Consider the following 22362-nt stretch of genomic DNA (forward strand, 5'->3'; position numbering starts at 1 on the left):
AAGCCGGATGCCTTGTCCCTGAAGGACAATTCGTCCGCGCTCATGCCCGTAAGAATTTCCAGCTGCCGGTTGCAATAGATCAGCGAACGGTCGTCTTGCCGTTCGATGGACATGGCCACGGGGCTGCTGTCGAGCACCCGGCGCATGCGTTTTTCGCTTTCCTGAACCTTGGCTTCCATGGCGCGGCGCTCACTCGTGTCACGCACCGACGCACAAACGCACTGACCGTATTCGCCCACTGCTGGCAACGAAGCCAGACCGATTTCGACAGAGAACAGGCTGCCGTCCTTGCGAACACCCTGCAGATCCATCAGGCCTCCGCCCATCTGTCGGGTGCCCTCTTCTCTAGTGAAACCTTTACGCAGCCCGGCATGACGGGGACGAACCGAGGCCGGCACCAATTGTTCCACGGACAGGCCGAGGAGTTCGCCGGTCTCATAGCCAAACAAACCGTCAAGCTGAGTATTGGCGAGAATGATCTTGCCGTGTTCATCGACCACCAGCATGCCGTCCGGGGCCGACTCCACCACACCGCGAAACCAGGCTTCTGTCTCTTTGAGAGCGGCTTGCTGAGCTTCCAGTTCGGTCGCCTGCTCTTCCAGACGCGATGCCTGCTCCTGTGACTGCGTCAGCAGATGTTGTACGGTCAGGGAGCGATCGAGTATCTCCATGCTGATAGCGAGACGCGGCAACACTTCTTCCAGCAAGGACCTGGCGCTGTCGTCTGCCGTCTCGAAGCAGGCGAGCTCCAGCACGCCTGCCAGCTTGTCGCCATTAAGAATGGGTCGCACCATGATCTCGCTGTGGGCAATCTCGCCAAGCGCCGAGTGGATGTGCCAGGCGCCGTCGCCACCCTGCTGCATTGTTCTGGGCAACCGGTCTCTGGCGCATTGGCCGAGCAGGCCGACGCCCGGTTCGATTTTTCCGGCTGGCGCGTGATCGCCGCTGACGGCGTAGCCGCCCGCCAGGATCAGTACTTCGCGTGCGCTGTCCCAGCGGTAGAGCAGGCCCTGGCCGATATGCAGCAGCGGGGCCAGATGCTGGAAGAACAGTGCCGCCAGTTCTTCCGGTGAGTCCGCCTGCTGCAGTGCCGCCTGAATCATGGCTTCCTGCGACTTGATCCAGCGCTGGGCCTCGAGTTGGATTGATTCAGTCTGCAAGGAAGCAATCGCACGGGCCAGATCGCCGGTCTCGTTCTGATAATCCGTATGCGGGATATCCAGGTGCAGCTTGCCGGCGGCCAGCTCTTCCACCGCGATTCTGACCCGGTTGATGGGGCGCCTGATGGATCTGCTGATCAACCAGGAAAAGGCCAGCGCCAGGACCAGTCCTCCGAGCAGCAGGGCGTACGTCAATACGTTGCGGGTAAAGGCGAAAGTCTGGACATTCACCGCCGTGTCGCGCACGCCAAACTCTTTGACGGTGGCAATTTCCGCCAGCAGCCTATCGGCGCTGCGGTTGACTTCCTTGAAGCTGATGCTCTCGACCAACGATGCGGCTTCGCGTCGCATGCCTTGCTTGGAGAGATCCAACGCCTCCGACATGGTCCGCCGCATGCGGGAGAGGAGTATCTCGAACTGGTCCAGACGTTCGACATTGTCCGATTTGAATAGCGTGGGGCGGGTCGATTGAATGGCTTGCTGGACGTACTGGTATGCGTCGTCCATTTCTTGCACGGCCTCGTCGCGTTCTCCCACCGATTCCGCACTGACGATGCGATGGGCCGCAAGCACCATGTGTGCAAAATGGATTCTGCCCTCCTGCACCCTGGCGATGCCGATGATGCCTTCTTCCTGCAGCCGCTTCAGGTCCCTGCTCAGGTCGGCCTGCGTTTGCAGACTTTGAATGCCGAGGGCAAGGGAAAACAGCAACAGCGACACAAAACCAACCACCAGCTTATGACGAAGCGGCAAGCGCTCCAGGATCTGAAAAGCCGAACTCATGCGAGCTCCCATCTCATGCAGTCAGCGGAAAATTCATTCGGAACCGGAAATGAATTGCAGGGAGGCGGCTTTTTGCGCCATGTCGTGATCGGAATCGGCGAATTGTGCCGCGACCGCCCGGAATTGATCCACGCAGGCGAAGAAAGCATCGCAGACGTCGGGATCGAAATGCTTGCCGTGTCCTTCACGCATGATGCGTGCGGCTTCTTCGTGCGACATGCCATTTTTATAAACGCGCCGGCTGATCAGGGCATCGTAGACATCCGCCACCGCCATGAGCCGCGCGGAAATGGGGATGTCGTCTCCCGCTTTGCCTTCGGGATAGCCGGAGCCGTCCCATTTTTCCTGATGGCCGTAGGCGATTTCCTTTGCGAGATGCAGAAATTCGACATTCATGCCCAGTTGTTGCTCGGCATGCGCGATCGCATCGCGCCCAAGGGTGGTGTGCGTCTTCATGATTTCGAATTCTTCCGGCGTGAACTTGCCCGGTTTGAGCAGAATCCGGTCGGGAATGCCGATCTTGCCGATGTCGTGCAAAGGCGCCGACTTGAACAGCAGCTTGATCGTTTCATCATCGAGAAAATGACGGAAGCGCGGATGGTCGCGCAGATGCTCGGCCAATATCTTCATGTAGTACTGGGTGCGGCGGATGTGGTTGCCCGTTTCGTTGTCGCGTGTTTCGGCCAGCGAGGCCATCGCGTGGATGGTCACATCCTGAATGGCCAGGACTTCGAGTGTGCGCCGGGCGACTTCCTGCTCCAGATAGTCGCTCTTGTCTTTCAGGAAATCTGCCGCCGCCTTGACCTTGAGTTGCGTCTCCACGCGCGCCAGCACGACCGGTGGACTGATGGGTTTAGTGATGTAGTCCGCGGCACCCATCGTAAGTCCAAGCGTCTCGTCGGCAGTCGATGCCATCGCGGTCAGGAAGATGATGGGGATGTCCCGTGTGTGCGGGTCGCTCTTCAGGACCTGCGCCACTTCGTGCCCCGACAGGCCGGGCATCATGATGTCGAGCAGGATCAGGTCAGGCAGCGGATCGGCTTGGGCGATACGCAATGCCTTTTCGCCATTGTTGGCTACCTTGATTGTGTAGCGATCGCCTTCCTTGAGAAGATTCGCCATCAGCAACAGATTATCCGGGCTGTCGTCGACAATCAAAATGATCGGCTTGCGGGAGAAATCGTGCGCTAATTCCATTATATGCTCCGGTGCGGGTTTCAGCTGTTATTTGTTTTATGAATGTTTCGCGAGCCATTCCTGATGGCTGATATCACTGGAGGTCATTAATAATGTTTATTCTCGTTAGTAATGTAGCAGAAGGCATGTTTAATATCCTGCTCGCCGACACATTTTTGCCATTGTCTTTTTTGCAACTTCCAGTGCCTCAACGCTTTTGATACTCACGACCTACCTCTCCTGTATTTAGGCCCGCATCCCGACACGAATGGGGTGAGATTATGTCATGAGACCTCCGTCATGTTTCGTTGGTCATATCAGCTTCGCCTATGAAGATGGATTTCATCACAGTAACCATCCACTTCCAGCCAAAGCAGCCGTGATATGGTTAAATTTTTGTAGTACTAAATTGCGCAAGCATCGCAGACCGCATGACTAAACTTAGAAGCAATAAAAATATGCTACGGCTAGCGCGTTAAAAGTCTGCTTGGAATCTAAATCAGGCGCCATAAATTTGGTTCCGTCCCTTGCGCTTAGCTTCATATAGATGTTGATCGGCTACTTCCACGCATGCGGCCAGCGTCGAGCCATGCTTTGGAACGACGGCTGCTACACCCGCGCTAAACGTGACGATCGACGAGCCTTTATTCGCTGCATGAGGCAACGCCAATGCTTCAACTTCGCGGCGCAATCGATCGAGCACATCGTATGCGTGCAGAGCGTCTTGTCCGGGTAGAATGACAATGAATTCCTCGCCTCCATAACGAGCTATGAAATCGCTACTATTACGCAACCCGGCTGCGAGGGTCTGCGCAACAGCACAGAGACATTGGTCACCAGCCTGATGCCCATAGTGGTCGTTATATGCTTTGAAATGATCGATATCGACCATTGCCACGGCAAACCATTCTTTATTCCGCATGGCGCGTTGCCATTCGAGCTCTCCGATATTGACGTACTCTCTGCGATTCGGGAGCCCAGTCAAGCCATCGGTCGTACTCAATTGAGCCAATCTATGATTGGCCCGATAAGTTAGATAAGCGCCTACCAAAACAACTAAAGAGAAAATGCTTGTGATTATCCAGGCATTCCAGGCTTCGCGCCGCCAGTTAAAAAATACATCGTCCGTCGACAAACCAACGACCAAGCCCAATGGTTGCCCGGCGATACGCTGGACATAAAAAATACGCTCTATGTCGTCAATGGAGGAATTTTTTACGGCGAATCTGGAACTCTCGGTAGAACTTATAAAGTTCTCCAGATTGGACGATATAATTTTTTTTCCACTGACCTGCATGTCTTGCTTTCCATGCACGTATCGGATAACTACCCGCGGATCATTATCGAACAAGACAAATTCGTCTTGATCGCCCAATTTCATTTCCTTTCCTAAAAGTCTTTCAGCCATACCGTCCAGTTCAACAGCAGCAAATACAACTCCGGCGAACTCGCCGTTTGGTAAATTAAATCGGCGTGCACAGATCACCACCCACTTCTTTAACCCTCGGCCAAACACAGGTTCGGAAATCACCATGCCGGCGTTCGGATTCGCCTTCAACTGTTGAAAATAGGCCCGGTCGCCCGCGTTAAGCCCGACAGCATTTTCAAGTCCAAACAGTACCTCACCAGACGCGTTGGTCACGCGCAGCGCGCTCAGAGACGGAACCCGACGCCGTATCTCTGACAACATGGTGTTGAAAGCTTGCTTGTCGACACTCTTCAAACCTTGTTGCTGTCGAGCGTGATCGGTTACGGCGGAAAGGGTGATGTCGATATTTTGGAATGAACCGGCAATGCTCGCCGCAATAGTAGAGCCTAGATTTAGTGCATTTAGGCGAGCGCGGTCCTTGTATTGCTCGTGACTCAGCTGCAAGTTTTTTGCTTGAAAGACAATCGCCACGGCAATTAGCAACATCGGGACGGCGATATGTAAAAGATCATTGAAATGAATGGACGTTACCGACGCAGGGCGAGGTAACGCCGACGGCAGTTGGATAGTTCCTAATCTGGCAGACATTTCGCCCCCCTGGCCTTGGTATGTCTAATCGTATTAGCGACGATTTTCGTGCTGATCCGGAAATTTGATTGCGATCGCCACATATAGCTGGTCGTCAAGTCGTCAAGCGGTCCGGATCAAGATAGCGCTCGACAAGCCTGGACCAGAACGCAGCACCAACCGCAAGGTTCTGATCATTGAAGTCGTAGTGCGGGCTGTGCAAGGCACGTCCATGATCAACTGGGCCATTCCCGATGCGCAAAAAACATCCAGGTCGAACTTGCAGCATATAGGCGAAATCCTCGCTGCCCATAAGCATTTCCATGTTGTCATTCACGGCGTCGGTCCCTACTAGTTCTTTTGCGACCTCAATAGCAAAGCGCGTCTCCTCATCGGTATTGCTTACAACTGGGTACCCCTCCCTATAGTCGATGGTCGCATCGACTCCAAAACTCTTCGCCTGAGAATTGACGAGAGAAATGATTCTGTTCCTCAACAAGGTTCGAACTTCAGGATCAAATGATCGTACGCTCAGGCTCAGGTCAACCTGGCCGGGGATGACATTGGGAGCATCTCCTCCAGCGATTTTTCCGACCGTGATCACTGCAGCCTTTGTGGGATCCACGTTGCGAGAAATAATAGTCTGCAACCCCATCACAATACTTGATGCCGCAACGATAGGATCGTGCGCGAGATGCGGTCTGGCCGCATGTCCGCCCTGACCCACGATTTTGATAAATACGCGATCTCCTGCAGCCATGAAAGCCCCTCTGCGAAACATGAAGGTGCCAACCGGCTTTCCAGGATGGTTGTGCAAGGCAAACACCGCATCACACGGGAATCGTTCGAATAGCCCTTCGGCAATCATCTGCTTGGCGCCACTGTCGAATCCACGCTCTTCCGCAGGTTGAAAGATCAGGTTCACTGTGCCGTCAAACCGTCGTGTTTGCGCCAGATGCTTCGCCGAGCCCAATAGCATCGCTGTGTGGCCATCATGACCGCACGCATGCATTTTCCCTGGATTTTTGCTCGCGTGTGCAAACGTGTTGGCCTCGTTGATCGGCAGCGCGTCGAGATCGGCCCGGATGCCGATCGTTCGACCGCTCTCGCCGACCGTGAGTGTTCCTACTAAGCCCGTCTTGGCGATATTTCTATGAACCTGATAGCCGTATGCTTGCAGCTGCTCGGCCACGATATCGGAGGTCTCGTTCTCGCAAAAAGCCAATTCCGGGTTGCAATGCAACTGATGGCGCAGACGCGTGAGATCCGTCTCGTGGGGAGCGATATCAGTCAGAGACGTAAAAATTTTGGACGACATAAGAGTATCTCTGTGAACGATTGATTGATAACGGCAATTGCAGTTGTACTGCCACCGTCTTTATCGCGACGTAAAGTGAACAATTATTGTTCAGAACGGCCCCCAATGAATGAGGACACCGACTATCAATGCGCCAATACTGATGACGGTCCACAAGAGAATGAGCGGCATGATGAAACGTACCCATTGTCCGAAAGGAATCCGAGCAGTCGCGAGTACGGCCATCAAGACTCCCGACGTCGGATTGAAGCAATTCATAACGCCTTCACCCAAGAGTACGGCTTGCACTGTCACCTGGCGCGTCAGATGAAGTGCATCTCCCAGCGGTGCAAAGATGGGGATCAATGCTGCCGACTCACCCGATCCTGACGAGATCGCGATATGCATTACCGCCGCACTGAAGAACATACCTATGGCCGCAAGCATGGGATGAAGGGGAGCGAGTATCTCGGAAAGAAGATTGACGATAGGATCGAGAATCTTGCCATTGCTCAGCACGGTGGAAATGGCGCGCGCAAGACCAACTATGAGTGCCCCATGGACCAGCTTTCCGGATCCAGCCAGAAACTCATCTGCAATCTGGGTGGGCCGTACTTCGCAGATCAGACCTGAGCCGATGGCGACAATCATGAACATGGAGATCATCTCAGCCTCTCCCCAGTGTCGCTCCACTGCCCCGAAGACAAAGATGCCGAGCGCGGCGGTGGAGAACACGAGAGCAGCAATTTGTCGTCGTGTCAGTTGTCCACCACCTTCTGGCGGTGTAACCATGACGAAATCTTGTTCTGCTATCAAGAATCGCGGTGCATCGGGATTACGTCGATATGCCCGGACGTTGAAAATGAGAAATCCGATCGTCGCGAGGGTGAAGAGCACATACACCGCAGTGCGAAACCCAATCCCGGAAAACATGGGTAATTCTGCCAGGCGCTGCGACAGCCCGGTTGTTACCGGATTGAGAACGCCGCTATTGAAACCCGAGTATGTCCCAAGGTAAATGAGGGCCACGCCGAAGACAACCGGCAGGCGGAGCGAACGCGCGATGAGGAGGCCCAGCGGCACAAATGCCACCACCGAGTTTGTTACTACACCCACGGTGCCCAAAAGTGAAAAAATAATGCAGATGGTGCAAATAATCGAGACGTCCTGCACATTTGATCCGGTTCCGATGCGACCAAGCGCAACTTTCACCGCTCCGGTTTTCTCCAACACGGCAAGTGCGCCCCCGGTAAACATAATCAGTAAGATGATAGGCGCCGAATCGATCATGCCTTTGGAGACCGCCATGAAGACCGCTCCAAGACCAACTCCACTTTGCGGAACACTCTTGAGGCTATGCGGAATCACGAAGCTGACGCCGTTCTTGAGCACGCGATCAAACTCCCCGGCCGGAACTATCCATGTAGCGATAGTCGCAACCAGCAGTACCAAGAACAGCAACACATAAGGGCTGATCGCTGTGTGCTTATGCTGCAAGCCCTCGCGCGAGTCTGTCTTCGCTGCGCCGGACGGGATTTGATTACTCCTCATGATGTCTCCTCACCTGGTTTTATGGGGGGCACCAGCCGTCCGAATTGACAATGATTGGGCCCGATATTTGAACGCTTAGTATGCGCCAGAAGCGACGCAAAAACTGACGCCAAGGTGTGCGACAATGTTGCATCTGACGCAACAGGAGAGATAAATGGCAATCGCGGATGAGGGAATCAGCAAGCGAACGCTTGAGTATTTGCGTGCGGTAGAAAAGCATGGCGGAATGCGAAAAGCCGCCGAATCTCTGGGCGTGAACGTATCGACCATAAGCCGTCAGATAGCTTCGACAGAACGTGAACTGAGGATGGCGCTGGTGTCGCGACGAGGGAGAAGTATTTCGCTCACGCAAGTGGGACTCGCCGCCGTTGAGTACGGCCAGGAGCTGGAGCGTCATGCAAAGCGCTTTCACACTCAACTTGCCGAATATCGAAACCTCCGCCGCGGACACGTAACGCTGGCAGTTGGGGAAGGATTGGCCGGCAGCCTGATTTCAGTAGTGCTTAAACGTTTCCATCAAAAGTACCCGGATATCGCCATTGATATTCGGACGGGGCCGTTGCAGGATCTGATTCGCATGGTTCGAGACGATGAGGCAGATATCTGCGTGTCCGTTGGTACTGAGCGCGACCCCCTCCTGAATGCGCGACTTTTTCAGCGAGAACCGCTGTGTGCGATCATTCCAGTGGACCATCCACTGGCTTCGAAAACGTTCGTATGCATCGAAGACCTGATCTACGATCCGCTCATTTTTATGTCTGGAAAATTTGCAGTGCAGGGTTATGTCAGCGCCATGTTCTGGGATAGCAACCTGAGCGTGTCGCCGACATTCATCTGCGATCTTTTCACGGTCGCGTCGTCGCTTGCGGCTGAAGGAATGGGCATTGCATTCATGACGAAATGGGCTGCAAAGGAAAAGGTGGATGCAGGGCTCGTGGTGGCTGTGCCGATTCAACACCCGATCGCCCATACGTTCGATCGATACGTTGCAACTCGCGTGGGACGAAAGCTGAGTCCTGCAGCCAACTTCTTATGGAAAGAAATCGTACGCCTGATGTCTTCCGTCTGAGAAGAGTACATGTTCGGCCGCTCGAGCATCTACGAACACGGGAGCAACGTCCCAATAAGATGTTAAATAGCGATCTATTCAATGCGGAATTTACATAATCCGCCGAGATCGACAACGGCTCATACTAGCAATCTCGAAGTTCATAGATGGGTGCTCGCAATATTTGTTTGTTAAAAGTGATAGCTATACCATCGAATGCAATACTCAGATCCTGACAAGAGGCAACTCTGGTAAGGCATGCCTATTTGCTTGAGCATTGTGTAGCGCATAGTACCTTTAACTATCTAAAGTGCGCCATTATCAACATTCATTGAATTGATCAACGGCTGCTATTGGCCGTTTTCGGACATTTTAGCTTGGAGTGCTGACTTGCAACGGATTAGTCTAGCTCGACATTCTGGGGATATCTAAATCCTTTCAGATTGCTTGAGGTCCAGCTCGCCGACTTGGAGATTTCCACGTTGCAAACTGACTGACCACTTTCGCCGAAATACATGCACAAAAATCAGCTATGAATCAGGAAGCATTGAGGAACGTAAGCTCAATGCCTCTGTAGTGACCCTTCTTGAAGGAAAAAGCCCGCCTTCGAGAACCAGCGGCTAAAGTACATTTAAAGTACCCCAGTCTAAATTTTCAAGGACTTTCGAAAGAGACGCTGCATAGCGTGACCGACAGCGCCAAGGAATGAGTGAATGTCTTAAGCAACTCTTCCTTAAGCATCATTTTGTTGACCGTAACCGCTTTCCCATCGTCCTAGACCAGCCTGAAGAAAACTTGGACAACGAGACTGTCTTCAACCTTCTCATAAATGTTATCAACAGAGCGAAACAGCATCGGCGGTCATCATGGTTACCAGAAGGAAGCGCGGATGCCCCAGAGAGAAGCCGCTCGGCGCCTCGGCATCAATCAACAGGCGTTCTCTGCCCTGGAACGCAATCCTGGGTCGGTCGGCACAGAGAGGGTTCTTAAATTGTTGAATGTGCTTGGCGTAGAAGTAGTCGTGCGCACCAAGATGGAGAGTCCAAGAGCTGTGCCTACATCTCCTGGTGGCCCTCCCTGGTAGCACTATAAGTGCCTACCGATAGCTGTCCCGACGCAGCTCTGGTGCATTGAGGATCGGGTCGGAGACGGGTGTAAGAGGATCAAACCCATCTGCCTTGGCTCGCATACATCCCACCGCCCGACTATAGCGACCTTGGAGTTGTCTCTAGCTGGTAAGATTGAAGGTCAGACGGGGGGCAATATGATGGAAATGAACAAAAATGAAATAATGATAGGCCACGTGATCTACGTATTTGCCTCGGCAGCGTTGGCAAGAGGATTTGAAGCATGCCTAAACACCGGGACAGTGAGTAGTTGCAAAATGAATTATCCACCCATCGCAATTTATCCGCCGGCGAACCTTATTTCGGATGAAGTTGAATCAAAAGCGGCAACGCAATTGGACTGACAATCTATCAAAGAGATATTCATGACAAATCTCCGCATCTAAATTGGATGAAACCTTAGTTGGATCATCCTAGCGGTAGTGTCGTATCCATCTCAGTAAATCTGTGGGCATGAATTGGCGAGACGAGTTTTAGCGCGAGGCGCATCTTGTCTTGGCGGGAAGGCTCGTTCGGCATGGACACCATGTCTCTATCATTCGAAAAAAACCAAACTAGAAGCTCAATCTATCGATTTATTTTACATACTGGCCATTTCAACATGGCTAGAACGTTGCCCTAATTTATTCATCGTCACAATTAGTTTATTAACCACGAGACAGATTTCTTTCGGAGTCAGGGTACTCAATTGCAGATTTTCAATATCTCCGCTGCGAACTCCAAGTTCCGATAATAGACGCTCAGATGCATACACGAACCTTGCATAATCCGGCGGCAAATTCCAAAACTGAATGTCTTTGAATTTTCTTTCGAAAGATAGTAAGTCCTGATGTTTAGAGGCAAGGGTTTCGTTGTATGTGAGATTCATGGGTAGTCCTACTATGTAAAAAATTCTATATGTTGATATGGGGCTCTACTGATCTTTACAGCGGTAACTGCTAAGCCCCGCTTCGATTTCGCAGATAAATCTATTTTTTGGATATACAAATGTCCATACGTGTTTTGACTTCAGTCCTCAATACTCCAGGCAATTTATCCTCGGCGCTTTCTCTATTGAACTCTTGATTCACGATGGTCAACCAACGGATGAATTAAGATTCAATTTTCAGATGACGTCGTTCTATTCAACGTCAAAATTCCGACATATAGCCCACGCACTATTTCTCGTCATCTGGATTAGGTCCGCGCCACGGCCGGCAGCACGACAGGCAGGGGCGGCTAATGTAATGACTCCATTCGCTTTCCCATCCGAGGTTGTGGATAGCGGAAAAGAGACCTCCCAGATACCGTCCCAAGAATCATGTTCGCTGACCGCATATCCTTTAGCTCGAATCGATTCAAGTTGTTTCTCAAGTTTTAGCAAATCAATGCTGTACTTCTTATTCCAATCAGTTGTGATCTCGTCCTTCTGGGCGCCAGGTATGAATGCCAAAAGACACCTCGCGGAAATATCTTCGTGCAGTAAATCTCTACTTTTTATCGGAAATGTACACCTTAAACATTCGTCACTTTCCTCCAACGCCACAGATATAAAATCGCCATTCCAGAAAGTAAACACTCCAACACTCTCTCGGCTCAACTTCGCCAATTCCAGAAGCGCTCCACCACTTTTCTCGATAAGCTGCAAAATCGTGAAATCACCCCACGCAAGCTTTACTCCTATGGGCCCGGGAATCAAGGCTTTCGAATTTCTGACTTCTTGCAAAAAACCCCACTTCTTTAAGGATGCAATATGGCGATAGACCGTGCTCGTGGGTTGCTTCACTTCCTCCGCAATTTCATGAACCTTAAGTGGATGTCCTGCATAGGCGACAGACGTCAAGATTTGTAACACTCGGTCAATAGGGGAATTGGCACTCTCAAAAGACATAATTAACCTAATCTATCTACGGCAGCTTCTCAAACACTAAAGTATCTTGGCTGTTGATATTATTTCCGCATCATCTTTTACGATACGTCCTTGTCGTACAACCGTACGTCGTGGAACATGTCCAAAAAAGTAAGCTAGCTCGGCTAGTTCAGTAATCTTCCACACTACGAAGTTGGCCGACCGTCCTATTTCTAGTGAACCGTGCATCTGCTCGATTCCGAGTGCTTTCGCTGCGTTGCATGTGATTCCCTTCAACACCTCAGGCACCGTTAAGCGAAACAATGTACATGCCATATTTGCCATTAGTAGTAGGCTCAGTGCTGGCGACGTGCCTGGATTATGATCAGTCGAGACGGCCATAGGGATACCGGCCTCTCTCAGTTTTTCTATAGGAGGGAGATGTGTATCTCGCAATGTGTAGTACGCTCCTGGCAAAAGAACAGCGACCGTGCCAGCCTTCTTCATCGCAGCGATTCCGTCGTCGGAAAGGTATTCAATATGGTCGCAAGATAAGGCGCCATAACGAGCGGCGAGCGCAGCACCGCCACTATCTGAAAGTTGCTCAGCGTGAATTTTTATCGGCAAGCACAAGCGCGAGGCTGCATTGAAGACTTGCTCGGTTTCAGAGATAGAGAATCCAACAGTTTCACAAAAAACATCCACTGCATCGATAAGACCTTCGGATGCCAATGCCGGCATCATGTGACGACAAACCAAATCTATGTATTCCTGACTACGCCCCTTGTACTCGGGCGGAAGAGCATGTGCACCTAAAAACGTCTTCTTGACTGTAATTTGGTGCGCCTCTTCGAGCCGTCGTGCCACCCGAAGCTGCTTTCTTTCATCCTCTTGGTTCAACCCGTAACCAGACTTTATTTCAATGGCGCAGACACCCTCATTCATTAGAAACGCCAAGCGTTCGGAAGCGGCCTTAAAAAGTTCATCTTCACTACTTTCACGCGTAGCCTTAACCGAAGAGATTATTCCTCCGCCGGCACGCGCGATTTCTTCGTAGCTTGCGCCCTCTAAGCGCATAGCGAACTCCGTTGAGCGCTGGCCGCCATAGACGAGATGTGTATGGCAATCTACCAAACCCGGTGTCATCCAGGCTCCGCCGCAATCTACGATTTGATGAGGATGGAAGCTGCTAGTTAGAGCCGGAGGTAATTTCTCTCTGAACCCAATCCAAGAAATCTTCCCATCCTTTGTCGCAATTGCTCCATCAACTATCTCGCCACATCCGTCACCCATCATCGTTGCAAGGTTTACATTAATCCAAAGGCGGTCAAAAATATCGATCATAATATTTGTTCTTTTTTATAGATGTCGTCTCAAAAAATTACAGAGATGTAGACATTCAGCTTCTGTAATTCTTACCCTCAACAAAAAACCTCGTCGTTACTACATTCAATATGCATATACAAACGCCTTATAATGCAGCGACTGAAAACATCACACCCGAATGAGTTGCAATAAATTAAGTTAGTGACTAAAAACAGAGGAAAGTATGACCGCCCAAGATCGGCAAGAATTGCCACCCATTTTCCAGCGCATCAAAGACTATATTCTTGGAGAAATTCGATCAGGCAACCTACTCGAGGGCGATCTTATTCCTACGGAATTGGCCTTAGCAGCGCAATTTAATGTTGCTCGAATGACCGTTAATCGAGCGCTTCGCGAACTAACTGCTGAACAGATACTCGTTAGAGTTCAAGGATCTGGAACTTACGTCGCGCAACAGAAATATCAAGCCACATTAGTAACTGTAAAAAATATTGCGGAAGAAATTCGAAATCGAGGTCATGTTCACAAGAGCACACTACATACTCTTGAACAAAAAAAAGCGACACTCTTACTCACCAAACAATTTGAGTTGCATAATGATGCGATTCTCTTTCATTCGGTTATTGTCCACTTCGAAAACGAAATTCCCATCCAAGTTGAAGATCGTTGGGTCAATCCAAATATTGCCCCTGATTACCTTCTCCAAGATTTTTCTAAGATCACTCCGAATGAATACCTCATGGCTACAGCTCCATTACATGCGGCGGAGTACAGCATCGAAGCCTGTGTGCCCACAAGAAAAGTTGCAAAGATGCTCGCCATTGAATTGCATAATCCCTGCCTTGTTCTTAAAAGAAGAACCCATTCAAATGGCCACATCGCCTCGGTCGCAGCCTTCTGGTACCCAGGCCATCGCTATCGCTTCGCAGGCAGCTTTTCTTAGTCTATGATTTCCAAGAGGAGCCAGGAAATCTCCAGTCGAAAATTTTTAACTGGCTCTTTTGTACTGCATTTGACTAACGTGGCCGATATGAAATAAAGGTTTTAATGAGCGAGGCCAATACTTTTCGTAACTCAGCAGCCAGTTCAAAATCCAACGAATATGGCAATATCTCTTTCATATAACTTCTCTGGGCCAGTTCGAGTTGTATAGCTTGGACATGGTTGGCAGGAACTCCATAGTTGCGAGTGATGTACCCCCCCTTGAACCTGCCATTTAACACTGCGGTGGCAGTCGGGGCCATTTTCTGTGCTCGTAATACAAGATCTTCTGCGACGCTCTCTTCGCAAGAAGCTCCATTCGCTGAACCAAAATTAAAAATCGGCAATTCTCCTTCAAACAAATGAGGAATTACCGAACGAATGGAATGTGCATCCCAAAGCAAGGCATAACCATATTGAGCTTTCAGACGATCTAGCTCCTCTTGCAAAGCAACATGGTAGGGAGTCCAGTAGGTAAGAAGACGATATGACACCTCTGCATCGTCGGGCTCCATGCCGGTTCGATACAGTGGTACGCCGTCAAATGTCGTAGTTGGGCAAATGCTCGTAGTATTTTGTCCAGGATATAAATTCCCGCCATCAGGTGGTCGGTTCAAATCGATGACGTAGCGGGAATACCTAGGCTGTATTATGGATGCGCCTTGCGTCACTGAGGAGTCATACAGGGCCTGAATGTGCCAGTCTGTATCATCCAATTGCGTCCCGGTTGTATTCAGCTTCGCTTTTATATCGTCAGGAATCTCAGTGCCAACATGAGGCATAGAGATTAAGAGCGGGATGCTACCTTGGGTTAGAAAAAAACTGGGAGCAGTTGTCATTTCTCTTCCTTCAGCAGTTCATCCAATGTCAGACGATATTCATAACGAGCCTGATCTTCAAGTGCATGATGCCCTTCAGAAATGGTCAAATGTCCACCGACATAAACATCGCGTATTTGATTTTCGCTATGTTCACAAAAAATAAAAGACGAAAGCAGGTGACTCTGTGAATTTCCACAGAAATTGCTGTTGTCACTGTTCATCACGACTAAATCAGCACGCTGGCCTACCGTAATTCCTGCAACATTCAATCCCGCGGCGGCAGCACCGCCGCTTACAGCCGCCTGGTACAACCGATCAGCGACCACTGGGGCTGTTTTATCAGCCAAAACGTTACGGCGACGATGCTGCAGTCTCTGACCATATTCCAGCATTCGTATTTCCGATCGCGGATTTATACAAATATTGCTGTCAGAACCGATTCCCCACTGCCCGCTATCGGCCAAATAGGTCCTCGCATCAAAAATTCCATCCCCGAGATTAGCCTCAGTTGTTGGGCACAGGCCAACAATGGCACCGCTACTTGCCACATCTCGGTATTCGCCCGCATTCATATGGGTAGCGTGAACCAAACACCATCGCTCGTTCACATCATGATTTTCAAAAAGCAACTCAACAGGCCGACGTCCTGTCGATTCAATACACGCGCTCACTTCCCCCTCCTGCTCGGCGATATGTATATGAATGGGAGCGCTGGAATCCTCCGCTGTCAAACCAGAAACCAGCTCAGTAAGGCCCTTACTATCAACAGCTCTGAGTGAATGAGGGGCGATACCATATCGTCGCATTCCATCTTCTGGATGAGTCTTTTTTAAGTTGGATCGCATATCTAACAACCACTCAGGAGAACTTATGAAGCGCGATTGGTGCGGCATCGGGGCAAGTCCTCCAAAACCGCTGTATTGGTACAAGACCGGCAACAATGTCATTCCTATGCCTACCTCACGCGCGGCAACAATGATTTGCTCAGCAAGCTCCGCAGGATTGTCATAGGGCGTCCCTCCCGGGGCATTGTGTAGGTAATGAAATTCACACACCGAGGTATAGCCTGATTTAAGCATCTCGATATATAGGTGACGACTGATTGCGGCCAAGTGCTTTGGTTGCAAGTGTTGTGCAAACCGATACATGAGCGTCCGCCAACTCCAAAAGGAATCATTAGGGTCCCCTAATGTTTCAGTTAGTCCGGCCATGGCTCGTTGAAAAGCATGCGAATGAAGATTCGGCATACCGGCAATAACAGGGCCTCGTGCCGCGGGAATTCCTGATTCTTGGATGCTGTCAGACTTCACCTCGATGAGATTACCGAGTATGTCCCATCTAATGACTACATTTTTCCGCCACCCCTGTGGTAGCAATGCGTTTTCCGCAAACAAACTTCCATTAAACATGTTATTAACCTTTAACCGAGTGTTCTCGACTACTTCTATGCGACGGCTCGTCTGAGATAGCGGCATCGGAAGAGTGACACTTCCGCTGGACACAGACTGCAATTAACACTGCTCCAGGTTCGCACCTAAACTCAGGAAGGTCGCGATTCGCATGAAATATCACGAAATCCAATGGACGCAAATTCTCTTGAGCGCTTCCAGCACTTAGAAACGCGTTCCCTTTCGCGAGATATATCAAAGCAGTATCACAAGGTAACGGAGCCCATTCTGCGGAAGTTACGATGACTAATTTCCCCGCCCTTACACCACGGCGCACCATCAAATTCAAGTCTAGCGTTCCGGAACCACGAAGAGTAACGTCTACGTGACATTCCCCAGCAAAGGAAAATGGAGAAAACGGTTCACTGAGAGAATGACTGCGCTCTCGATCCAGTTTCATATCAAAACCATCACCGTCCAGTAGCACTATGCTGCGGTCAACATTCTCGAATGTTGAAAATGCTCCACTAGCAACCACTTCGGCAACGCTTACCCGCCATTCAAATGAATTAAAGTCACTATCCTCAGGAAAAACATGGAGCTCCTTCGTACGTCCCGCCATATTTTTCCAGGGAACGCTTTCAATTTCCGCTAAAGAACGAATAGCGACTATCGTTGGAATTGAGATTTTACGAGACATTTACACCACACTTTCGTAACCATATTGAGTGACACTAAGCATTAAAAAACAGCACAAAAGTGGAGCCACACCGTCTACTCACAAAATCTTCGAAAAAATTCAGATTAAGCTGGCTATATCAAATGAAATAGAAGCTGGAGTGGGATACTCGATGATCATCGATAAACATCGCCCCGTCCTTTTATCCCTGCAACAAACTTTCTGACGATGAACAACCAGCTCTGACTCTTAGTCATCACATGGCGATTATTCTTGACCGCTTGATACTAAAAACTTGTGGTGTATTGAAACTAACGAAGGCCGTCATTTGAACGACGGCCTCCATTTGCATTAAATCATCGGCAACTTCAATTTTTCACGACGCGCACATGCGATAGCCTCGTCATATCCTGCATCTGCATGGCGCATTACCCCAGACCCACTGTCATTAATCAATACTCGCTCCAGTCGTTTTTCTGCAGCCAAGCTACCGTCTGCGACGATGACCATTCCGGAGTGTTGTGAATAGCCCATTCCAACCCCGCCTCCGTGGTGCAGCGACACCCATGTCGCACCTCCCGAGGCATTTAGTAAGGCGTTAAGCAAAGGCCAATCTGACACTGCGTCCGTGCCGTCTTTCATACTTTCGGTCTCCCGATTCGGACTTGCAACCGATCCAGTATCCAGATGATCGCGCCCGATAACGACAGGAGCTTTTAGCTCTCCCGTCCGCACCATCTCGTTAAATGCTAGCCCGGCAAGATGTCTTTCACCCAATCCTAGCCAGCATATTCTGGCTGGCAGACCTTGAAACGAGATACGTTCACGGGCCATTTCTAACCAGCGATGCACATGCTTATTGTTTGGGAACAGCTCCTTGAGTTTAGCGTCCGTCTTATAAATATCCTCAGGGTCACCCGACAGAGCTACCCACCGGAATGGCCCCTTTCCTTCGCAAAACAGCGGACGGATGTATGCCGGCACAAAACCTGGAAAGTCGAAGGCGTTCTTCAACCCCTGGTCATAGGCCACCTGTCGAATATTGTTCCCGTAGTCAACTACCGCAATACCCATGGACTTAAAGTCCAACATGGCTTGGACTTGTACTTTGCAAGACTCTGCAGCGTCATTAGTTAAACGTGCATGCTGTGAAGGATCTCGTTGAGCGGCCAACCATTCGTCTGTTGTCCATCCGACTGGAAGATACCCATTGATTAGGTCATGCGCCGAGGTTTGATCTGTAACGAGATCCGGCTTAATTTCCCCCGCTTTGGCGCGATTCACCAGTTCCGGAAAAATCTCAGCAGCGTTCCCAAGCAATCCGATCGAAATGGCTTCTCGCCGTTCCGTATGATATTTAATCAGAGAGATGGCTTCGTCGATACTTGATGCTTGCTTATCCAAATAACGAGTGCGCAATCTGAAATCTATACTCGATTGCTTACATTCGATATTGAGCGATACTGCGCCCGCAAAAGATGCCGCTAGCGGTTGAGCACCGCCCATACCGCCAAGGCCGGCCGTCAAAATCCAGCGACCTGCCATGTCACCACCAAAATGCTGCCGACCTGCCTCAGCAAATGTCTCGTACGTCCCCTGGACAATTCCCTGAGTGCCAATATATATCCAGCTCCCAGCAGTCATCTGCCCGTACATGAAGAGACCCTTGCGATCCAGCTCATTAAAATGTTCCCAGTTTGCCCACTTCGGGACCAGATTAGAATTCGCAATAAGAACACGTGGCGCATCTGTATGCGTCTTGAAAATCCCCACCGGCTTCCCCGACTGAATCAGAAGCGATTCGTCATCGTTCAATTCTTTCAGGCTGGACAAAATCTGATCAAAACATTGCCAATTTCGTGCAGCACGACCAATGCCGCCATAGACAACCAGATGCTTTGGATTCTCTGCCACTTCAGGGTCAAGATTGTTTTGAATCATGCGATAGGCCGCTTCAGTCAACCAACTCTTACAGCTCAATACAGAGCCACGAGGTGCGCGGATTTCACGACTAGAGTCATATCGCGGGTCATTGCTCAAAAGATTCTCTCCCTCTAATTCTTGGCTGGCGTTCATTCTGGCTCCTATTCACTTATCACATAAATTTTTCGCGTCTGAAAACTTACTTTCTCGGCGAGCTGTACTCATTTCAATCCACTTAGCCAACTGCAGCTAATACTCCAGTGCAAAATCGAAATATTTTCTCAATAACACAAGCGAGCCAGATGAACTTTCGAATCAACTGAAAGATCCACACTTATCTTGCCAGCTCAAAACATCTCCATAGCCTCAAATATTTCGCTATATCTGAAAATTTCTGTCTCAATTTCCGCTGAAGAAAAATCGAATTTCTATTTCCAAAATTGCATTTAATGAATCAATTAAACGTTATGAATGAAAATTGAATTTATTAGGCATCCTATAATGTCTATACAAATATTTCAATCAAATACTGCAAGTTGTCTATACAAATTATATTTATCGCTTGACGCAGAATCATAGGCATCCACTAACAGAGATGCCGGGCCTCCTCGCAAAAGAGACCTACGCATCTAAGAGTAAAGAGAATTAATAATTTCATAAAATTTCAATATGGAAATATTCATTTGTTATTTATTGGTATAAAATGAAGCCGTGGCACACAAAGCGCTAATTTGAGGCGAAGCGAAGGCACCGCGGCGAGCTATCCCATGTATGTGTTCAACAATCACTAAAGCTCTATTTGGTTGTCTGCTTGTACGACTCTACTCATCGAAGCTAGGCCGTTGTAATTTGACTCGCAAGCCTATTTGACGTGATTTGTATTTTTAAAGTTGACCATCCCACTACGATAGATCTGGAGAACAAAATTGAGTGCCACCCCTCCTCGGACACCCCAAAAAAAAGAGAAAACCAAACTCGATGCCATACCCAATCAAAAATCATTGCAAGTCGAAATAGAAACACGGCTAAAGGATCAGCGACTAACGCCTTCTTATCGGCGGATCGTGCAATGTTTAATGGATCACTCCAACGAATTAGGTTTTTTATCAAGCATGGAGCTGGCGCAATTGGCGAATGTTAGCCAGCCTTCAGTCTCTCGTTTTTCAGTGGCGCTTGGCTTCGACGGTTTTCTTGATATGCGTCGCTGTTTTCGCGCGATTTCCGAACCTGCGTCGCCGACACCCGCTACGATGTCTAATCGATATCAATCGGCGGCAGCTGCAGAAGCTGCGAATGTCGCTGATCTGGTCAATACATTGTCGGATCTTTCCACTGTCAAAGCATTTGGCGAGGCACTGGCAAAATCCAAGCCCCTTGCAGTCTTAGGACTACGAGCATCCTCTGGGCACGCCACACAATTCTGCTACTTCGCTGCAAAGGTACATCCCGACGTCCGCCCAATTATTTACGGAGGATCTTTGGTTGAGGATCAACTGGAGCAAGCCCATGTTGCGGGTGCCAGTCTTCTACTTGCATTTGCAATGCCGCTATATCCTCGGGAAACCCTCAAGGCTCTTCGATATGCGAAACAACTGGGAATGAAGGTCGCACTGGTTAGTGACCCTACATTCCGTCACCAGAGTGATCTTGTGGATTTATTGCTGACCGTTCGTATAAATTCAAGTCTTGTTTATGACTCCTGCGCGGCGTTACCTATTTTGATATCGGTCTTATTAGATGCAATGTGCGATGCCATGCCCCAACAAGCAGAGGCTCGTCTTGAGTACAATGAGCGGTCGTCATCACGGCGCAAAGTTTTTGCAAGCTAGTTTTAGCTGCCAGCAAAGAATCTGGTCTAGAACCGGCAATGGCCCAGCAAGATGCTCCATTGCAACGATGGGGGAAACGAAGACGCACTTCTCCCATGTCGGTTGCCAGCAGCATATTGGTCCATAAATGGTTTCATTTTTTGTCTGATGCCAGGAATACGACCTTGTTGCGACCATTGCGTTGACGTGAAATCAGCGACCGCACAGAGGACGATCAAATTAATTCATGGCAAAGTATTGATAACTTTCCAGCGGCGTTGCTGGGCAAGATACAGTGCGTATGCCTGATATCGCGCGCTGCCGTCAGAAGTGAAAGCGATCGTTCCTGACATGCCTTTGAATTGAATCTTGTGCAAGGCGACTGAAAGCTTGCCAGGATCAAGTGAATTTGCAAGCTTCATGGCCTCCGCCAAGGCGCTTACCGAATCGTAGGAAAACCAGGTAAATGGAATCAGGGGAGAACTGAATTTCTCTTTGTAGCTTTTCTCCAGACGCTTGAAATCGTGAGCTTTGTCGACGGGCCTGCCGCCTGCCAGCATCAACGTTCCTTCAGGATAGTCGCCGGTATTGTCGGGAAATTCAGGATTGGTCGCGCCGCCGGCGAACAACAAACTCGCGCGCACGCCGACCTGCTGCATGCGGACGGCGAAGGCCGTGGTTTGCGGACTGACTCCCGCAAAAAAATCAGGTCGGGCTTGGCTTGCTGAATCTTGGCGATCGTTGCGTTGAAATCGGATGTCTTGGCGCTGATGCGGTCACTGCCGACGATCGGTCCGCCCCCGCTTGTCACGGCAGCGCCGAAGCTGGCCGTCAGCTCCCGTCCCAGAACGGTGTCGTTATCGACCAGCATGATGCGCTGCGCCTGCAGAGTCTTGATTGCTTCCAGAGCGAGATACTGACCGGTGTGGCCGCTGTGCCCGAGCATCTGGAAAACGTTGTTGTACGCTTTTTGGGTAAAATCACGTCCGGCAGCGGTCGGAGATAACTGAGGAATGTCGGCAGGATTATAGACCCCGGAAGCGGCAATGCTTGTATCAGTCGTCAGGTGCCCGATCACCTCGACGACACCTGCTTTTACCGCAGCATTGCGCCAAGAATCGCAAGGTTCTTGTCGTTCTTGTTGTCAATGATAAGCAGTTTGAGGATGGTGTTCTTGCCGTCGATGCGCAGCCCCTGCTGATTGATCCGCTCGACGGCGAACTGTACGCCATCGAGCGTGGATTTCCAGCGTGGCTGGCTGACAGGGCCAACCACGCCAACCAGCGCAGTTTGCTCAGGTTCTTTTGCCGATGCGATCATTGTCATACCGACGCGCGCCTTAGAATTCCTCCCAGGATCCGCTGCCGTCTTTTTCGGCGATGTCCTTCTGAGTGGAAGACTTCGGAAGCGCAGGCTTGGGTGCAGTGTTTTTCTGGATCGGTGCAGGCTTGGGCGTGATATCCACGGTCG

At 50.1% G+C, this 22362-nt stretch carries 19 protein-coding genes; 4 read left to right on the forward strand and 15 right to left on the reverse strand.

Features of this window, described 5'->3' with window-relative positions; all coding sequences use genetic code 11:
- The 5 genes from AC1RN6_RS23925 to AC1RN6_RS23945 all read right to left on the reverse strand — a co-directional run.
- A partial coding sequence (locus AC1RN6_RS23925; RefSeq protein WP_493007974.1) for a PAS domain S-box protein occupies window positions 1-1943 on the reverse strand: 1943 nt, incomplete at its 3' end.
- 33 nt (window positions 1944-1976) lie between these two features.
- Complete coding sequence (locus tag AC1RN6_RS23930) at window positions 1977-3140, reverse strand: HD domain-containing phosphohydrolase (protein WP_493007975.1); 1164 nt, start codon at window positions 3138-3140, stop codon at window positions 1977-1979.
- Window positions 3141-3618: 478 nt separating this feature from the next.
- Entirely contained in the window at window positions 3619-5136 is a 1518-nt protein-coding gene (locus tag AC1RN6_RS23935) for a sensor domain-containing diguanylate cyclase (RefSeq protein WP_493007976.1), read from the reverse strand.
- A gap of 94 nt (window positions 5137-5230) precedes the next feature.
- Window positions 5231-6433 carry a M20 aminoacylase family protein gene (locus tag AC1RN6_RS23940; protein WP_493007977.1) on the reverse strand — a complete coding sequence of 401 codons (1203 nt, stop codon included), beginning with the start codon at window positions 6431-6433 and terminating at the stop codon, window positions 5231-5233.
- A gap of 90 nt (window positions 6434-6523) precedes the next feature.
- Window positions 6524-7963 carry a YfcC family protein gene (locus tag AC1RN6_RS23945; RefSeq protein WP_493007978.1) on the reverse strand — a complete coding sequence of 480 codons (1440 nt, stop codon included), beginning with the start codon at window positions 7961-7963 and terminating at the stop codon, window positions 6524-6526.
- Window positions 7964-8117: 154 nt separating this feature from the next.
- On the opposite strand from AC1RN6_RS23945, the gene AC1RN6_RS23950 reads away from it, so the two are divergent.
- Both AC1RN6_RS23950 and AC1RN6_RS23955 read left to right on the forward strand, forming a co-directional pair.
- Window positions 8118-9032 (forward strand): LysR family transcriptional regulator, encoded by a 915-nt coding sequence (locus tag AC1RN6_RS23950; RefSeq protein WP_493007979.1) that lies wholly within the window; start codon window positions 8118-8120, stop codon window positions 9030-9032.
- Window positions 9033-9900: 868 nt separating this feature from the next.
- Window positions 9901-10095 carry a helix-turn-helix domain-containing protein gene (locus tag AC1RN6_RS23955; protein ID WP_493007992.1) on the forward strand — a complete coding sequence of 65 codons (195 nt, stop codon included), beginning with the start codon at window positions 9901-9903 and terminating at the stop codon, window positions 10093-10095.
- Between the two features lie 623 nt (window positions 10096-10718).
- Here the strand turns inward: AC1RN6_RS23955 and AC1RN6_RS23960 are convergent.
- The 3 genes from AC1RN6_RS23960 to hutI all read right to left on the reverse strand — a co-directional run bounded on the left by AC1RN6_RS23960 (window position 10719) and on the right by hutI (window position 13310).
- Window positions 10719-11006, reverse strand: a complete 288-nt coding sequence (locus tag AC1RN6_RS23960; RefSeq protein WP_493007980.1) for a hypothetical protein — start codon at window positions 11004-11006, stop codon at window positions 10719-10721.
- 252 nt (window positions 11007-11258) lie between these two features.
- On the reverse strand, window positions 11259-12008 hold the full coding sequence (locus AC1RN6_RS23965; RefSeq protein WP_493007981.1) for a helix-turn-helix domain-containing protein: 750 nt from the start codon (window positions 12006-12008) through the stop codon (window positions 11259-11261).
- Between the two features lie 36 nt (window positions 12009-12044).
- The gene (hutI, locus tag AC1RN6_RS23970; RefSeq protein WP_493007982.1) at window positions 12045-13310 is read right to left on the reverse strand and encodes an imidazolonepropionase; all 1266 of its coding nucleotides are present in this window, start codon (window positions 13308-13310) and stop codon (window positions 12045-12047) included.
- Between the two features lie 205 nt (window positions 13311-13515).
- Here hutI and hutC point away from each other — a divergent pair, with 205 nt between their 5' ends.
- Window positions 13516-14235, forward strand: coding sequence for a histidine utilization transcriptional repressor HutC (gene hutC, locus AC1RN6_RS23975; RefSeq protein ID WP_493007983.1), 720 nt, complete (start codon window positions 13516-13518; stop codon window positions 14233-14235).
- Between the two features lie 73 nt (window positions 14236-14308).
- Here the strand turns inward: hutC and hutG are convergent, their stop codons facing one another.
- The 4 genes from hutG to hutU form a co-directional block, all read right to left on the reverse strand.
- The gene (gene hutG, locus AC1RN6_RS23980) at window positions 14309-15112 is read right to left on the reverse strand and encodes an N-formylglutamate deformylase (protein ID WP_493007984.1); all 804 of its coding nucleotides are present in this window, start codon (window positions 15110-15112) and stop codon (window positions 14309-14311) included.
- Window positions 15109-16503: a formimidoylglutamate deiminase gene (locus AC1RN6_RS23985; RefSeq protein WP_493007985.1), complete on the reverse strand. Its 1395-nt coding sequence runs from the start codon at window positions 16501-16503 to the stop codon at window positions 15109-15111. The genes hutG and AC1RN6_RS23985 overlap by 4 nt, the downstream gene beginning before the upstream one ends.
- Window positions 16504-16507: 4 nt before the next feature.
- On the reverse strand, window positions 16508-17182 hold the full coding sequence (locus AC1RN6_RS23990; protein ID WP_493007986.1) for a HutD/Ves family protein: 675 nt from the start codon (window positions 17180-17182) through the stop codon (window positions 16508-16510).
- A 330-nt stretch (window positions 17183-17512) separates the two neighbouring features.
- Window positions 17513-19237, reverse strand: a complete 1725-nt coding sequence (gene hutU / locus AC1RN6_RS23995) for a urocanate hydratase (protein WP_493007987.1) — start codon at window positions 19235-19237, stop codon at window positions 17513-17515.
- A 773-nt stretch (window positions 19238-20010) separates the two neighbouring features.
- Here hutU and AC1RN6_RS24000 point away from each other — a divergent pair.
- On the forward strand, window positions 20011-20913 hold the full coding sequence (locus tag AC1RN6_RS24000) for a MurR/RpiR family transcriptional regulator (RefSeq protein WP_493007988.1): 903 nt from the start codon (window positions 20011-20013) through the stop codon (window positions 20911-20913).
- Window positions 20914-21137: 224 nt separating this feature from the next.
- On the opposite strand, the gene AC1RN6_RS24005 is transcribed toward AC1RN6_RS24000, so the two are convergent.
- From AC1RN6_RS24005 to AC1RN6_RS24015, 3 genes are read right to left on the reverse strand one after another with little or no spacing between them, the layout of a single operon-like run.
- On the reverse strand, window positions 21138-21551 hold the full coding sequence (locus AC1RN6_RS24005) for a type 1 periplasmic-binding domain-containing protein (RefSeq protein WP_493007989.1): 414 nt from the start codon (window positions 21549-21551) through the stop codon (window positions 21138-21140).
- Window positions 21452-21970, reverse strand: coding sequence for an ABC transporter substrate-binding protein (locus AC1RN6_RS24010; RefSeq protein WP_493007990.1), 519 nt, complete (start codon window positions 21968-21970; stop codon window positions 21452-21454). Before AC1RN6_RS24010 ends, AC1RN6_RS24005 begins: the two co-directional genes overlap by 100 nt.
- 17 nt (window positions 21971-21987) lie before the next feature.
- Window positions 21988-22218, reverse strand: coding sequence for a hypothetical protein (locus AC1RN6_RS24015; RefSeq protein WP_493007991.1), 231 nt, complete (start codon window positions 22216-22218; stop codon window positions 21988-21990).
- Window positions 22219-22362 lie beyond the last annotated feature (144 nt).

Source organism: Herbaspirillum sp. GW822-FHT03A08 (assembly GCF_058801885.1).

Excerpts from the sequence above, each read along its gene's own strand:
- AC1RN6_RS23930 (WP_493007975.1), bottom strand. The coding sequence starts at position 3,140 with ATGGAATTAGCGCACGATTTCTCCCGCAAGCCGATCATTTTGATTGTC.
- AC1RN6_RS23935 (WP_493007976.1), bottom strand. The coding sequence starts at position 5,136 with ATGTCTGCCAGATTAGGAACTATCCAACTGCCGTCGGCGTTACCTCGC.
- AC1RN6_RS23940 (WP_493007977.1), bottom strand. The coding sequence starts at position 6,433 with ATGTCGTCCAAAATTTTTACGTCTCTGACTGATATCGCTCCCCACGAG.
- AC1RN6_RS23945 (WP_493007978.1), bottom strand. The coding sequence starts at position 7,963 with ATGAGGAGTAATCAAATCCCGTCCGGCGCAGCGAAGACAGACTCGCGC.
- AC1RN6_RS23950 (WP_493007979.1), top strand. The coding sequence starts at position 8,118 with ATGGCAATCGCGGATGAGGGAATCAGCAAGCGAACGCTTGAGTATTTG.
- AC1RN6_RS23955 (WP_493007992.1), top strand. The coding sequence starts at position 9,901 with ATGCCCCAGAGAGAAGCCGCTCGGCGCCTCGGCATCAATCAACAGGCG.
- AC1RN6_RS23960 (WP_493007980.1), bottom strand. The coding sequence starts at position 11,006 with ATGAATCTCACATACAACGAAACCCTTGCCTCTAAACATCAGGACTTA.
- AC1RN6_RS23965 (WP_493007981.1), bottom strand. The coding sequence starts at position 12,008 with ATGTCTTTTGAGAGTGCCAATTCCCCTATTGACCGAGTGTTACAAATC.
- hutI (WP_493007982.1), bottom strand. The coding sequence starts at position 13,310 with ATGATCGATATTTTTGACCGCCTTTGGATTAATGTAAACCTTGCAACG.
- hutC (WP_493007983.1), top strand. The coding sequence starts at position 13,516 with ATGACCGCCCAAGATCGGCAAGAATTGCCACCCATTTTCCAGCGCATC.
- hutG (WP_493007984.1), bottom strand. The coding sequence starts at position 15,112 with ATGACAACTGCTCCCAGTTTTTTTCTAACCCAAGGTAGCATCCCGCTC.
- AC1RN6_RS23985 (WP_493007985.1), bottom strand. The coding sequence starts at position 16,503 with ATGTTTAATGGAAGTTTGTTTGCGGAAAACGCATTGCTACCACAGGGG.
- AC1RN6_RS23990 (WP_493007986.1), bottom strand. The coding sequence starts at position 17,182 with ATGTCTCGTAAAATCTCAATTCCAACGATAGTCGCTATTCGTTCTTTA.
- hutU (WP_493007987.1), bottom strand. The coding sequence starts at position 19,237 with ATGAACGCCAGCCAAGAATTAGAGGGAGAGAATCTTTTGAGCAATGAC.
- AC1RN6_RS24005 (WP_493007989.1), bottom strand. The coding sequence starts at position 21,551 with ATGCAGCAGGTCGGCGTGCGCGCGAGTTTGTTGTTCGCCGGCGGCGCG.
- AC1RN6_RS24015 (WP_493007991.1), bottom strand. The coding sequence starts at position 22,218 with ATGACAATGATCGCATCGGCAAAAGAACCTGAGCAAACTGCGCTGGTT.